The sequence below is a fragment of the Microbacterium sp. BE35 genome (assembly GCF_031457705.1).
Lineage (GTDB): Bacteria > Actinomycetota > Actinomycetes > Actinomycetales > Microbacteriaceae > Microbacterium > Microbacterium trichothecenolyticum.
On record NZ_JAVDXD010000002.1, the window covers coordinates 545442 to 562103 of the forward strand.

At 76.1% G+C, this 16662-nt stretch carries 1 protein-coding gene (cut by a window edge); it reads left to right on the plus strand.

Going from position 1 to position 16662, the window contains the following annotated elements; all coding sequences use genetic code 11:
• Window positions 1–16662, plus strand: the 5' portion of a protein-coding gene (locus tag J2Y46_RS08705; protein WP_310241675.1) for a hypothetical protein. Its footprint extends 16089 nt past the window's final position; 16662 of the gene's 32751 nt are visible here — the first part of the coding sequence; its start codon is at window positions 1–3; the stop codon falls past the right edge of the window.

Consider the following 16662-nt stretch of genomic DNA (forward strand, 5'->3'; position numbering starts at 1 on the left):
ATGAGTCGGAGGTCCCCCGGGTTCGGGGTTGGGCGAGAGAGCCGTGGCGTCCACGACGTGGCGGCCTCGGTCGTGCACGGCCGGCGGAAGGCCGCGGTCGTGGCGATCGTCGCGTCCTCGCTCGTCCTCTCGCAGCTGACCTGGGCTTTTCCTGCAGCCGCCGCCCCCGCTCAGGCGGACGCGACGCCGGTGGCACCCGCGCGTCCGCCGATCGTCTTCACGCCCGCCGACCTCAGCGGCCCTCCCGCTCCCGAGCTCGTCCCGGTCGAGCAGCCGCCTGCCGTCGCCCCCGTCGCCCTCATCGCTCCCGTCACCGTGACGACTCCGCGCACGCGGACCACGGTGACCGTCGTCGTCGTGCCGCCCGCCGCGGCCGTGCCGCCCGCATCGCCGTTCGGCCCGAACTGCCAGCAGATCTCGACCGGCTCGACGCCGCAGGCAGGCGGCAGCACGACGAACTCGTCGACCACGAGCACCAGCAGCACGAGCCTCACGTGCGGACCCGGGACGGTGAATCCGGGCTCGATCGGAAGCGGCCCGGCCGCCCCGCCGGCGCCGAACATCCCGGGCCTGCCGACGCCTCCCGAGCCTCCCGACCCGCCGGAGCCGCCGACGCCGCCGATCCCGACACCGACGCCGTCCCCCACGCCGACGCCCGAGCCGGAGCCGACACCCGAGCCGGAGCCGACACCCGATCCCTCATCGGGCGAGAGCCAGCCCGAAGCCGCTGGCACGGGCGTCTCCGGCGCCCCGGCGATGCTGTCGGTGCGGCCCTTCGACGCGACCGCGGGCGCCGGCGAGGAGGCTCCCGCGGAAGCCCCTGCGGCGTCCGAGGCGGGTGCGGGCGACGTTCAGCCCCTCGGCGACAGCGCCGCCGGCGATGCGTCCGCCCTGCAGCCCGAGGCGGAGCAGCTTCCGGCACCGGCCGAGCAGCCGGCACCCGCTGATGCTCCCGCGGCGCCGGACGCCGAGACCTCGGAAGAGCCCGAGGCGCCCGCCGCCGGCGCCACGACCAGCACGGAGCCGGTCGCATCGGACACGCCTGCCGCTCTGGCGGAGCCGGCCGCACCGACGGCCGAGCAGCCCGGACCGTGGCAGCTGTCGGCGGCAGGAGACGTGTCGGTGTCGGTCGACGGCGTCGACCTGGTGGTCGTCGCCGACGGCGTCACGACACGGCGGTCCGCGGCATCCGTCACCGCCCTCACGATCTCCGCGGGCGGGCGTGTCAGCCTTCCCGCCTCGCTCGCCATCCCGGTCACGGTCACCTCGGCATCCTCGCTCGCCGTGAGCGGCTCGAATGTCACCTGGAAGTCCGCCGGCGCCGGTGCCGGCTCGGTCGGGGCCGTCGCGTTCTCGGGCGTCGGCCATCTCGTCGCCGTCGGCGGCGGTCACGTGCTGCGCGGTCCGGCGGCCGACACCACCTGGCAGATCGACGGGGTCCGCACGGGCACCGTCGCGGGCCAGCGCTTCTCGGGCTTCGACGTGCTGCAGGGCGCCGCCGGCAACCGCGACGACTTCGTGGTGGCGCCGGGCGGGGGCATCGGGCGGGTCGACGGCGGTGCCGGCGGCTACGACGTGCTCCGCTTCAGCGGAGCCCACTCGGCGATGACGTCGCGCCCGACCGGCTCCCAGTCGGGCTCGATCGTGGTCGGCGGCAGCACGATCGTCTACGACGGCCTCGAGCCGGTGGGCCCGGCCGACGTCACCGACTTCGACTTCGCCGACGCGACCGACGACGACACGATCGAGGTCTCGGCCGACACGACCAACGTCGGCTACATCCTCGTCCGCAGCCTCGCCAACGCCTTCGAGTCGCACTCGGTCCGGCCGCTGGGCTCGTTCATCGTCAAGGGCACCGGCAAGGGCGCGACCATCCGCATCGTGGGAGTCCTGACCTTCCACGGCGTCACGTTCCGCTTCGAGGCGACGCGCGTCCTGATCGGCGCGGGCGGCGTCCTGGACGCCGGCCTCGCGGACGTCACGCTCACCGCGACATCGACCACCACCGGCGACACCCCGGCGCGGGCCGAGGTCATCCTCACCGACGCGATCGTCCGCGGGGGCAGCGTCAGCGCGACGGCCACCGCGGTCAACACCTCGGACGCCGGCGCCACAATCGGCCTCGCGCTCGGCGAGAGCGTCGCCGCGGCGCTCGTGCAGCTGGCCGGTGCCTCACGGATCGAGGCGCAGGGGGCGGTATCGCTCTCGAGCTCGTCGACCGCGACCCTGGTCACGACTTCGACGGGGACGGGAACGGATGCCGCGATCGACGCGGCCGTCGCCCACGCCACCATCGACAACTCGGCCGTCACCCGGATCACCGGCACCTCCTCGGTCCAGGCCGGCGGCGCAGTCAGCCTCTCGGCCAAGACGGTGACGACCGCGACGACCACGGCGGACGCGACCGCGGCGACGGCGGGCGCGGCGATCGCGACGACGGATGCGACGACCCGCACCTCTGCGGAGATCGACAGCACGGCGCCGGCCGGCATCGTCTCGGGCGGTGCGCTCACCGTCACCGCCGACTCGACGCACACGCTCCTCACGAAGGCGACCGCGAGCCCCGGCGGCGCGACGGCCAACGGCACATCGCCCAGCGCGACCACCGCGACCGCGTCGCAGCCGGGCGGCTTCGCCTCGGCCCCCGGCGGCTCGATCGGCGTCGCGGGGGCGCTGGCCTTCTCCGACCTCGACCAGGAGACGGTCGCCTCGGTCGGGGGCGCCTCGCCGCTCGCGGTGACAGCCGGCGGCTCCGGCGTCACCGTCGCCGCGATCTCGTCCGGGTCTGCGGTGACCGAGGCCGACGGCTCGGCCGTCGGCGGCTCCGCGACCGGCGTGGGGGTCGGCGTCTCGGTCAACCTCGCCGGCGCCCGCACGGAGGCCCGCATCGGCAACGTCGCGTTCACGGCGACGGGGGTCACGGCATCCGCCACCGCCGCGCCGCGCACCGCCGCCGGCGTCAACGAGTACCGCGCGCAGTCGGTGTCGGGCGCGGGCGGCGCGTCCGTCGTCGGAGCCGCGGGCGCGCTCGCCGTCAACGTCGCGAGCTTCCTCACGCGAGCAGCAATCCTCGCCGGCGTCACCGTGACGGCTCCCGGAGCCGATCTCGCGTTCGCCGCGACCGGCGACAACGACACCATCGCCCGCGCGCTCCCCGGCACCATCGCCGGCGCCACGACGGGCATCGGCGCCAGCATCGCGCTCAACGTCGCGAACGACCGTGCGATCGCCGAGGTCGGCGACGGCGCCACCCTCACGGGTGCGGCCGACCTGACCCTGGCGGCGCAGTCGACGTCGCCCGCGACGGCCGAGGCGCAGGGCGGCGTCGCCTCGTCCGCCGCCGTCTCGACGGTCATGGCCGTCAACATCTCGAACGTCACGACGCTCGCGCGGCTGGGCAGCGGTTCGCCGCTCGTGCTCACGGGCGCATACCGGTCGACCGCGACCCAGGTGGCGCCGGTGGTGACGACGGCGACCGGCAACGTCAGCGCCGAGGACGGCGCCGCCGTCTCCACCGTGATCGCCCTGACCTTCGCCGACCACGCCGTCCGCTCCGAGCTGGCGCGCGACCTCACCGCCGCGGCGATCCTGCTGAAGGCGGTCGGCATGGCGTCGTCGGCGACGACCGCGTCGGCGTCGGCGACCGGCGCACCCGCCGACGGCTCGCCGTCGGCGCAGACGCCTGCGGCACAGGCGACCGACGCCCGCACGTGGGCCGACGGCGTGGCTCCGGCGGCGGGCGCGGCGGGGGACGGCACCGGCGGCAGCGGCTCGACGCCGATCCCGACACCGAGCGCGCCGCAAGGCGACGTCACGGTGACGGCCGCGTTCGCCCTCACGGTCCACCAGCTCAGCGCCGATGCGTCGGTGTCCGGCATCGCCCTCGTCGCGCCGACGGTGAGGCTCGAGGCGCTCGGCAATCTGTCGGCCGCGTCCACGGCGACGGGCTCGCCCGCGACCCGCGGCCCTCCGAGCGATGCCACGATCGCAGCGGCCGTCGCGATCACCCTCGCGGATGTCACCGTCCGCGCGGAGGTCGGCCCCTCCACCAGCATCACCGCTGACACGCTCCAGCTCATCGCGGGCATCGCCCCGCAGAACGCGGCAGGCGCATCCGACGCCTCGCACCGCTTCACCACCACCGCCACCGCCGGGCAGGGATCCGGAGGCGATCTCGGAGTCGCCGGATCCGTCGCCATCTCGGTCATCGTCCTCAGCGCTTCCGCGGGACTGGCCACCGGCTCGGCCGTGAACCTGACCGGCGCCGATCGATCGCTCACGATCTCGGCCTCGTCGGCAGCGCAGGCGCAGACCCGGGCGCTCCTGGCCGATGCCGGGGTGGGAACGCCCACCACGGGCCTCGGCGCCGCGTTCGCCCTCACCAGCGTCGACCACCACACGCGGTCCGCCATCGGGGACGGCGCCACGGTCACCGGTGCCGACGACATCAGCATCACCGCGAGCACCGCGGATGCCGCATCCGCCGTCGCCCAGGGTGCGGCGCGCGGCGCCGACGCCGCGGTGGCCCCTTTCGTCGCGGTCACCCTGTCGTCCGTCTCCACCGCGGCGGGAATCGGCGCCGGCCCCGCGATCACCATCACGGGCGCTCTTCTCGTGAGTGCCGCGCAGCGAGCGACGTCCTCGACCGAGGCGCGGGCGGCGACCGGCACGTCGGCCGGCACCGCTGCCGGGCTGGGCCTCGCGATCACGGTGTCGACCCACACGGCGCGCGCCGCCCTCGGCCGCAGCGCGACGCTCGGCGGGGCAGTGACCCTCGGTGCGGCCTCGGTCTCATCCTCGACGTCCGCCGCGGGCGCGTCCGCGGCGGGCGCACCCCAGAACCCGGCTGACTCGGGGGATGCGTCCCACCCGGGCGGTGCGGCAGGCGGTGGCGTCGACGCGGCCGTGTCCGGGGCGCGCGACCACGCCGACAGCGTCGCCACGGCGGCGGGCGGATCCGGATCGGGCACCGCGGCCACACCCAGCGCCTCGACCTCGCAGGGCCGGATCAACGCCGCCGCCGCGGTGGCCGTGACCATCGTCACTGCGGCGGTGGAGGCATCCGTCGGTCCGGGTGCGATCGTCACCGCGGGCGGCGCCGTCGCGATCACCGCCGGAGAGAACACCGATGCCGCCTCCGACGCGAACGGCTCGGCGTCGCAGGGCACGGATGCCACCATCGGCGCCGCCGTCGCCCTGACCTTCGCCACGCTCACGGGCCGCGCCGCGATCGCGGCGGGCGCGAGCGTCACCGCACCCACCACGACCCTCCGGGCCGCGACGGCCGCCGACGGCGCCGACACCACGTCGACGACGGGCGCCCGCTCGATCGCCGGTGCGGGGGGCGGCAAGGTCTCGGTCGCGGGCAGCCTCGCGCTGGCGATCGTCGACCGCACCACGACGGCAACGGTGGACGGGGTCGCGGGCGGCGGGGCGGTCACCGTCTCGTCCGAAGCGGACTCCGCCACCAACGTCGCCGCACTGCCCGCCGGTCAGGGCGTCACCGACGGGGGCGACCTCGGTCTCGGCGCCGCGGTCGCGCTCGCGCTCGTGACGGTGGCCGTCCGCGCCGGAGTGGGCGACGGCGGCGACCTGCCCGGGGTCACGGCCCTCACCGTTCTCGCGAGCAGCACGAGCACCTCCACCACCGAGGCGCGGATGGGTGCCTCCGGCGGCGGGGTCGCGGTCGTCCCCGCGGTCGCCGTGACGCTCTCCAACGTGTCGACGCTCGCCCGCATCGGGGCGGGTTCCCTCATCACGGCGAGCGGAGCCGTACAGGTCGCGGCGGTGCAGAAGGCCACCGCAGGGTCCACTGCCGGCGCGATCGTCGTGGGGGCAGGCGATGCCGGCATCGGCGCGGCCGTGGCGCTGACGTTCGCGAACCATGCGACCCGAACGGCTCTCGCTCGGAGCCTCACCGCCCGGCAGGTCGACCTGATGTCGCACGCCACGTCGGACGCGACCGCGAACGCCACCGCGTCCACCGCCGGCGCGCCGCAGAACGCCGCGGACTCGGGCGACGCGTCCAACCCCGGCGGGGCCGCCGGCAACGGCGTCGACGCCGCGGTCACGGCCGAACGCGACCACGCGGATGCCGTCTCGGGCGCGCACGGCGGCGCCGGCACCGGCAGCGCCGCGGCGCCCGCCGCCGAGACGTCGCAGGGCGGGGTCAACGCCGCAGCCGCCGTCGCGCTCCTCGTCGCGACGATCGGCGCGAGCGTCGATCTCGCACCCGGCATCACCGTGACGGCGACCCAGCTCGTGCGCCTCGACACCGCTGCCGACACCGATGCGACGGTCCGCGCCGACGGCTCGGCCTCGCAGGGCGCCGATGCCACGATCGGTGCGGCGGTCGCCCTCGCCCTCGTCGACGCGGACGCGACAGCGATCGTGCCCGCCGGGGTGACGATCGTCGCCGGACAGCTCACGATCGCCGCGCGCGCGCTCGAAGAGCCGGGGGACCCGGTGTCGCGCCTCACCGTGGAGTCGGTCGCCGGCGCCGGCGGCGGCAAGGTCTCGGTGGCAGGTTCCGTCGCGATCCTCATCGCGAACCACGACGTGCGCGCCGCGCTCGAGGGGACGGCGACCGTCGGCGGCGCGGTGGCGATCAGCGCCGCGAGCGTGCTCGCCGCCTCGGTGAAGGCGCTGCCGGCCGGGCAGGGAGTGACGGATGCCGGAGACCTGGGTCTCGGCGCCTCGTTCGCGCTCGCGGCGGTCACCGCCGGGACCCGCGCAGAGCTCGCCGACGGGGCGAGCCTCGCCGGCGCCACCGACCTCACCGTGATGGCGACGGGCGACGCGGAGGTGCGCAGCGAAGCCCGCATGGGCGCGGCGGGCGGCAAGGTCGCCCTGGCGCCCGCGGTCGCCGTGACCCTCGCGACTCCCACCACCATCGCCCGCATCGGCTCGGGCGCCGCGACCACGCTGACCGGCGCGCTGGCGCTCTTCGCCTCGCAGCGCTCGCTCTCCGCGAGCACGTCCGGCGCCATCGTGCTCGGCGCGGGCACCGCCGGCGTCGGCCTGTCACTGGCACTGACCATCGCGGGTGTCACGAGCGCCGTCCAGCTCGCCCGCAGCGCGACAGCGGCCAGCGCGATCTTCGAGACCCGCGTGCTGTCGGCATCCACGTCCACCGCGACGGCGTCCGCGAGCGGAGCGCCCGAGAACGGTGCCGACTCGTCCGACCCGGGCAACCCGGGCGGTGCCGCCGGATCGGGCGTGGACGACGCCATCGCCGCGGAGCGCGCACACGCGGGTGCCGCCTCGACGGCTCACGGCGGAGCCGGCACGGGCGCCGCGAGCACGCCCAGCGCCTCCTCGTCGCAGGGCGGTGTCAACGCCGCCGCAGCGGTCGCGGTCACTCTCGCGACCGTCGCCAACAGCATCCAGCTGAGCCCCGGTGTCGTCGTCACCTCGGCGGGCGCCGTGACCCTGCTCTCGCGTGCCGACACCGACGCCTCCTCGTCGGCTGACGGGTCGGCGTCGCAGGGCGCCGACGCCACGATCGGCGCCGCTGTCGCGATCACGCTCGCCACCGTGCACAACCTCGCCGAGCTCGGCGCGGGGGCATCCGTGTCGGCCGCGAGCCTCCAGGTGCGCGCCGATGCCTCGGCCCCCGGCGGTGACGGCGTCTCGACCTCCGGCTCACGCGCGGTCGCCGGCGCGGGCGGCGGCAAGGTGTCGGTCGCGGGCTCGTTCGCGCTGGCGGTCGTCAACCACACGACGCGCGCCGCGATCGCGGGCTCGGCCGCGCTCGCAGCGGGCGACGCGATCGTGAGCGCCGGCAGCCGCACCGTCACCACGGTGGCGGCCCTGCCGGCAGGAGTCGGAGTGACCGGCGCCGGAGACCTGGGCGTCGGCGCGGCCGTCGCGCTGGCGCTCGCGACGCAGTTGACGGTCGCCGAGCTCGCCGACGGCGGCGGGCTGTCGGGGGCGCGGGACCTCACGATCTCGGCCGACGGGCGCGGAGAGGCCACCGCCGAGGTGCGCATGGGCGCCCGCGGCGGTGACGTCGCCCTGGCGCCCGCCGTGGCGGTGACGCTGTCCACCGTCACGACGAGCGCGCGCGTCGGCACGGGTGCGCTCCTCACCCTGAGCGGTTCGCTCGGCGAGACGGCAACACAGCGCGCGACGGCGGCCGCGATCGCGTCGGCGCAGGTGCTCGCCGCGGGCGACGCCGGCATCGGGCTCTCGCTCGCGCTGGCGATCTCGCAGCACACGGTCACCGCGGCGCTCGCCCGCAGCGCCTCGGCGGCCGTCGGGGCCCAGCTGCAGGCGACCGGCGTCTCGTCCTCCAGCTCCACCGCATCGGCGTCCGCCGCAGGCGCACCCGAAGATTCCAGCAGCGGTGGCGGCGGGGCGGGCGTCGACCAGGCGGTCGAGGCCGAGCGCACCCACGCGTCGGCGGCGTCGGCGGCGAACGGCGGGGCGGGAGCGGGCAGCGCCGCGGCGCCGAGCGCGTCGTCGTCGCAGGGCGGCGTCAATGCCGCCGCTGCCGTCGCCGTCACGCTCGCCGACGTGCGCGCCGAGTCCGCGCTGGCCTCCGGCGTCGTGCTGACCTCGGGCGGCACGGTGAGCCTGGTCACCGGCACGAACACCGATGCCGCCTCGTCCGCCGACGGGTCGGCGTCGCAGGGCTCCGACGCCACCATCGGCGCGGCGGTCGCGATCACCCTGGCCGACGTCGTCAACCGCGCGGTCGTACCCGTCGGCGCGACGATCGCCGCGCGGGCGCTCACGACGACGGCGACCGTCGTCACGGACGGCGACGACGCCTCCGCCTTCGGCGCGCGCTCCGTCGCCGGGGCGGGCGGCGGCAGCGTCTCGGTCGCCGGGTCGTTCGCTCTGGCGATCGTCAACCACACGGTGCGCTCCGGGGTCGAGGGCACCGCCGCTCTCACCGGCGGCGCGCTGACCTCCGACGCGGTGACGCGCACGACGACCGCCGTCGCGGCTCTGCCGGCCGGAGCGGGCGTGACGGATGCCGGAGACCTCGGAATCGGGGCATCCGTCGCACTGGCCATCGTCACGTCGCGCACGACCGCCGAGATCGCGAACGACGCGGCCGTCACCGGAGCCGGGTCGGTCACCCTGCTGGCCTCGGGCCGCAGCTCCACATCGGCCGAGGCGCGCATGGGCGCCGCCGGGGGCGACGTCGCGCTGTCGCCTGCCGTCGCCGTCGCGCTCTCCACGATCGCCTCGACCGCGCGGATCGGCACGGGTGCGCTGGTCACGGTCGCGGGGGCCGTCGATCTCGATGCGGTCCTGGAGGCCACCGCGACGGCGACCGCGTCGTCGTCAGCGCTCGCCGCCGGCGATGCCGCGGTGGGCCTCGCCGTCGCGATCGCGATCGCGAACCACTCGTCGCTCACCGAACTCGCCCGCAGCCTCAACGCCGCCGGCGCGGTGACGCTGGCGACGTTCCTCACGTCCACCGCCACGTCCAGCGCCACCGCCTCGGCGGGTGGCGCGCCCGAGAACCCGGCGGACTCGGGCGACGCCGGCAACCCCGGCGGAGCGGCGGGAACCGGAGTGGACCAGGCCGTCGCCGCCGAGCGTTCGCACGCCGACGGCGTGGCGACGGCCAACGGGGGTGCCGCCAGCGGCCCGGCCGCCGCCCCCAAGGCCGAATCGTCTCAGGGAGGGGTGAACGCGGCCGCCGCCGTCGCGGTGACGCTCACCACAGCCCGGGCCGAATCGCGTCTCGCGAGCGGCATCACGGTGACCTCGGCCGGCCTCGTCTCGCTCGCCTCGCTCGCGAACGTCGACGCCACGTCGGCGGCGGACGGATCGGCGTCGCAGGGTGCCGACGCCACCATCGGCGCCGCCGTGGCGCTGACGCTCGCCGACGTCGTGAACCGCGCGATCGTGCCCGTCGGCGCCTCGGTCGCCGCGCACGATCTGACGCTGCAGACGGGTGTGCAGCCCGCCGGTGCCGACACCGCCTCCGCGTTCGGCGCGCGGTCGGTCGCAGGAGCAGGCGGCGGCAAGGTGTCGGTCGCGGGGTCGTTCGCGCTCGCGGTCGTCGCACACACCACGCTGTCCGCGCTCGACGGAGACGTCGCGCTGACGGGCGGCGACGTCGTCGTCAGCGCCGCGAGCGTCGTGACCTCCACCGTGTCGGCGCTGCCGGCAGGCGCCGGCGTCACCGACGCGGGCGATCTCGGGGTCGGGGCATCCGTCGCCCTCAACCTCGTCACCGACCGCACGAGCGCACAAGTGTCTTCGGGAGCCGCGATCAGCGGCGCCCGCGACCTCACCCTCTCCGCCGCGGCGGACTCGGCGGCCGTGACCGAGGCCCGCATGGGCGCGTCCGGCGGCGACGTGGCGCTGTCGCCGGCCGTCGCGGTCACCCTGTCGACGGTCGCCACGGCGGTCGTGCTGGGCGCCGGCGCGCCGATCAGCCTGGCACGGAGCCTTTCGGCCACCGCGACGCAGAAGGCCCGCGCGGCGACGACCGCGTCGGCAGCCGTGCTCGGCGCCGGCGACGCGGGCGTGGGTGTCGGACTCGCGCTCACGGTGAGCGGCCACACGGTGACCGCGGCCCTGTCGCGCAACGTCACCGCGGGCGGGGACGCGAGCCTGCGGGCCTTCGGCATCTCGTCCTCGTCGTCGACTGCCGCCGCGTCTGCGGCTGGGGCTCCCGGTGACCCCGGGGGCGGGGGAGGGGCCGGCCCCGGCGTCGACCAGGCCGTCGAGGCGGAGCGCTCGCACGCGTCGTCCACCTCTGCGGCGAACGGCGGGGCCTCGGCCGCCGGCGCGTCGGCCCCCGCTGCGGAGTCCTCGCAGGGCGGCGTCAACGCCGCCGCGGCCGTCGGGGTCACGCTTGCGACGGTGGCCGCCGAGACCTCCGTCGCGGCCGGCGTCGTGCTGACGGCGGGCGGCACGGCGATGCTCGCGTCCAGTGCGAACTCGGATGCCGCGTCCTCGGCTGACGGCTCGGCGTCGCAGGGACCCGATGCCACGATCGGCGCGGCCGTCGCGATCACTCTGGCGAATGTGGTGAACCGGGCGTCCGTGCCCCCCGGCGTGACCGTGAACGCTCACGACCTGATCGTCTCGGCGGGCGTCACCGCCGACGGAGCCGATCAGACCTCGACCGTCTCGGCGCGGTCGGTCGCCGGCGCGGGCGGCGGCGACGTCTCGGTCGCCGGGTCGTTCGCGCTGGCCGTGGTGAACCACACCACGCGCGCGGGGATCGACGGCACGGTCGCCCTCTCGGGCGGAGACGCGGCACTGACGGCGGCCGCCGCCGTGTCGAGCACGGTCACGGCGCTTCCCGCAGGCGCCGGGGTCACGGGCGCCGGGGACCTCGGGTTCGGGGCCTCCGTCGCTCTGAACCTCATCACCGACAAGACGACGGCCGACCTCGCGAACGGCGCCACGGTGATCGGTGCGCGGCACCTGACGCTGAGCGCCGCCGCGGCCGACACCGCCGTCACCGAGGCGCGCATGGGCGCCGCGGGCGGCGACGTCGCCTTGTCGCCGGCCGTCGCCGTGACCCTCTCGAACGTCACGACGACCACCGGGATCGGCACGGGCGGGCTGCTCTCGCTGAGCGGTTCGCTGACCTCGACCGCGACGCAGAAGGCCGCCGCCTCGACCACGGCGTCGGCGGCGGTGCTCGGTGCGGGCGACGCCGGTGTCGGTGTCGGTCTGGCGCTCACGATCGCGAACCACACCGTGGTGGCCGAGCTGCGCAGGTCGCTCTCGGCGGGCGCGGACGTCAGCCTGAACGCATCGAGCATCTCGGTCACGTCGGCGACGGCTGCCGCCTCGGCCGCGGGCGCGCCCGAGAGCGGCGGCGGAGGCGGGGGAGGGGGCGCCGGCGTCGACCAGGCGGTCGCGGCCGAGCGCGCGCACGCCGATTCGGCCTCGACCGCCAACGGCGGCGCCGGCGCCGGCACCGCCACGGCGCCGAAGGCCGAGTCCTCGCGGGGCGGCGTCAACGCCGCCGCAGCCGTCGCCATCACGCTCGCGACCGTCCGCTCCGAGACGGTCGTCGGGTCCGCCGTCACGGTCATGGCCGGCGGCACCGCAATGCTCGCCAGTGCGGCGAACACCGACGCGTCCACCGCTGCCGACGGATCCGCGTCGCAGGGATCCGATGCCACGATCGGCGCGGCCGTCGCGATCACCCTCGCGAATGTCGTCAATCGCGCGAGCGTTCCGACGGGCGTCACCGTCACCGCGCACGACCTGATCGTCTCGTCCACGGTCGCCGTGGACGGCGCCGACCAGACCGCCACGATCTCGGCCCGCTCCGTGTCGGGCGCCGGCGGCGGCGACGTCTCGGTCGCGGGATCGTTCGCCCTGGCGGTCGTGAACCACACCACGCGTGCGGCGATCGACGGCACCGCGTCCCTCACCGGTGGCGACGCCGCACTCACCGCCGCGAGCACGGTGTCGAGCACGGTCTCGGCTCTCCCCGCGGGAGACGGGGTCACCGACGCCGGCGACCTCGGGTTCGGGGCATCCGTCGCACTGAACCTCATCACCGACCGGACGAGCGCCGAGATCGCCGACGGCGGCACGCTCGCCGGTGCGCGGCATCTCACACTCGCTGCGACGGCGACCGACGCGGGGGTGACCGAGGGCCGCATGGGCGCGAAGGGCGGCGATGTCGCGCTGTCGCCCGCCGTCGCGGTGACGCTCTCGAACGTCACCACCTGGACCCGCGTCGGCACTGGGTCGCTGTCGCTGCTGGGCAGCCTCACGATGGCCGCCACCCAGACCGCGTCGGCGCAGACGACCGCTTCGTCTGCGGTCGCCGGCGCGGCGGATGCCGCCATCGGCGTCGCGCTCGCCCTCAGCATCGCCAACCACACCGTCACGAGCGCGCTCGGCCGCAGCGTCACCGCGGGGGCCGACGTCTCCCTGCGCGCCATCGGCATCTCGTCGTCGGCGTCGACCGCAACGGCCTCTGCCGCCGGTGCCCCGGAGTCCGCCGGCGGCGGCGGAAGCTCGGGCTCTGGCGTCGCCGACGCCGTCGAGGCCGAGCGCACCCACGCGGACGTCGCCTCGGCCGAGAACGGGGGCGAAGGCGCGGGCGCTGCGACCACCCCCGCTGCGGAGTCGTCGCAGGGGGAGGTGAACGCCGCCGCCGGTGTCGCGATCACCCTCGCCACCGTGCGCGCCGAGACCCTCGTCGAGCCCGCAGTGTCGTCGGTCAGCGCGGGCGCCACCGCGGTTTTCGCCAGCTCGGCCAACACCGACGCCGCGTCGTCGGCCGACGGCTCGGCGTCGCAGGGATCCGACGCCACGATCGGAGCCGCCGTCGCCATCACCCTCGTCGACGCGGTGAACCGGGCGACCGTGCCGGCCACGCTGACCGTGACGACTCAGCACCTCATCGTCTCAGCGACGGTGACCGCGAACGGCGCCGACCAGACCTCGACCATCTCGGCCCGGTCGGTCGCCGGGGCCGGTGGCGGCGACGTCTCGGTGGCGGGCTCGTTCGCCCTCGCTGTCGTCAACCACACCACGCGCGCGGGCGTCGACGGCACTGTCGCCCTCACGGGCGGCGATGCCGCGATCACCGCCCTGAGCAGCGTGTCGAGCACCGTCAAGGCGCTGCCGGCCGGCGAGGGTGTCACGAGTACGGGCGATCTCGGGTTCGGGGCATCCGTCGCCCTCAACCTCATCACCGACAGGACCACCGCCGAGATCGCGAACGGCGTCAGCCTCACGGGTGCGCGTCACGTCACCCTCACAGCGACCGCGACCGACGCGGGCGTGACCGAGGCGCGCATGGGCGCCGCCGGTGGCGATGTCGCGCTGGCCCCGGCGGTCGCGATCACCCTGTCGAACGTGACCACGACGACCCGCATCGGCACAGGCACCCTCGTCATCGCCGGCAGCCTGACGATGGCCGCGACGCAGAAGGCCGCCGCCGCCACGACGTCGTCCTCGTCGGTGCTGGGAGCCGCGGATGCCGCGATCGGGGTCTCGCTCGCCCTCACTGTCGCGAACCACGTCGTCACGAGCAGCCTCGGCCGAGGCGTCACCGCGGGCGCCGACGTGTCGCTGAAGGCGTCGAGCATCTCGGCGTCGTCGGCCACGTCGGCCGCTTCGGCCGCGGGCGCCCCCGAGAACGACGAGGACTCCGCCGACGCGGCCAACCCGGGCGGCGCCTCGGGCACCGGCGTCAACGAGTTCGCGGCGAGCGAGCGGGCCCACGCCGACGCCGTCGCGACGGCCAACGGCGGCGACGACTCCGGCGACCAGGCCGCCCCGCAGGCCGAGTCCAGCGACGGTCCGGTGAACGTCGCCGCCGCCATCGCCATCACGATCTCGACCGTGCGGGCCCGCACGGTCATCGAGCCGGTCGTCACGGCCGTCACCGCGGCCGGCACGGTCGCGCTCGCCGCGAGCGCCAACACCGACGCGACATCATCGGCCGACGGGTCGGCGGCAGGCGACGGCGACGCGACCATCGGCGCGGCGGTCGCGCTGACCCTCGCCAACGTGACGAATACGGCCGACGTGCCGGTGACGCTCACGCTCCGGGCGCACGACCTGCTCGTCACGGCGACGGTCACCGCGGACGGAGCCGACACCGCCGCGACGATGAGCGCCCAGGCCGTCTCGGGCGCCGGCGGCGGAAAGATCTCGGTCGCCGGCTCGTTCGCACTCGCGGTGGTGAACCACACCACGCGCGCGGGTGTCGATGGCACGGTCGTCCTCACCGGCGGCGACACCGCGCTCACCGCGGCCAGCTCCGTCTCGAGCACCGTCAAGGCGCTGCCCCATGACGACGGCGTCGTCGCGACCGGCGACGCCGGAATCGGCGCTTCCGTCGCTCTGAACCTCATCACCGACCGCACCAGCGCCGAGGTGTCGGACGCCGTGAGCCTCACCGGCGCACGGCACGTCACCCTCACCGCCACGGCCACCGACGCCGCCGTCACCGAAGCGCGCATGGGCGCCAAGGGAGGCGACGTGGCGCTCGCACCCGCCGTGGCGGTGACCCTCTCGAACGTCACGACGTGGACGCGCATCGGCACCGGCATCCTGAACATCGCCGGCAGCCTCACGATGACCGCCACCCAGAAGGCCTCCGCCGCCACGACCGCGTCGTCGGCGGTGCTGGATGCTGTGGATGCCGCGATCGGCGTCGCCCTCGCGCTCACCCTCGCGAACCACGGCGCGACCAGCGCGCTCGCCCGCAACGTCGCGGCGGGCGCCGACGTCGTGGTGCGCGCCTCGAGCATCTCGGCGTCGGGCGCACTGGCGTCGGCGTCTGCGGCAGGCGCGCCCGAGAACGAGGACTCCGGCGATCCGGGCAACCCCGGCGGGGACTCGGGGACCGGCGTCGACCAGCTCGCGCAGCGCGAGCGCGACCACGCCGACGACGTCTCGACGGCGAACGGCGGCGCGAGCTCCGGCGCCGCCGACAACCCGAGCGCAGAGACGAGCGACGGGCCGGTCAGCGTCGCAGCCGCCGTCGGCATCGTCGTGTCGACGGTCCGCGCCGAGACAGTCGTCGAGCCGACGGTGTCGTCGATCACCGCGGCGGGCGCGGTGGTTCTGGCATCGAGCGTGAACACCGACGCCCGCTCGGGCGGCGACGGGTCGGCGGCCGGCGACGGCGACGCCACGATCGGGGCCGGCGTCGCGCTCACTCTCTCGAGCACGATCAACCGGGCCACCGTGCCGGCGACCCTCACGGTCCGCGCGCACGACGTGACGCTGTCGGCGACTGTGACCGCAGACGGCTCGGATGCGACCTCCACATTCGGCGCCGCGGCCTCGTCCGGGGCGGCCGGCGGCAACGTGTCGGTCGCCGGCTCGGTCGCCGTCGCGATCGTCACCACCGACACGCTCGCGGCTGTCTACGGCACGCTCGTGCTCACCGGCGGCGATGTCGCCCTCCTCGCGCGCAGCGCGGTCGCGGGCACCGTGACCGCCCTGCCGGTGGGGGACGGCGCCGGCGGCACGGGCGACGCGGGGGTCGGCGCATCCTTCGCCCTCACGCTCGACACCCACCGGACGTCCGCGCTCATCGCGGACGACGTCGCGGTGACCGGTGCCCGCGACGTCGGCCTCACGGCCGAAGCGGTCGACGCGACGACGACCGAGGCGCGCATGGGCGCCAAGGGCGGCGGGGTCGCGATCGCCCCGGCCGTCGCGATCGTGCTCTCCAACATCACCACCCTCGCCCGCATCGGCGCCGGCGTGCTCGCGACCACCGGTGACGTGCTCATCCGCGCCACGCAGCACGCCTCCGCCGAGAACTCGGCCTCGGCCGCCGCCATCGCCTCCGACGACGCCGCAGTGGGCGTCGGGTTGGCGCTCACGATCGCCAACCACACCGTCACGGCGATGCTCGGACGCAACACCACCGCAGGCGGCGACCTCACGATGCAGGCCTTCAGCTGGTCGCGCTCGAGCGCGCTGGCCGCCGCCTCCGCGGCGGGCGCGCCGGAGAACGACGAGGACGCCGGCACCGGAGACCCCGCAAACGAAGGCGGCGCCGCAGGCACCGGGGTCGACGAGCAGGTCACCGGGCAGCGCGATCACGCCGACCAGGTCGCGGGCGACCACGGCGTCGAGGGGTCGGGCGGCGCCGAGACGCCGAACGCCGAGACGAGCTCCGGCCCCGTCAACGTCGCTGCTGCCATCGGCATCGTCATCGCGACCGTGCGGGCGCGCTCGATCGTC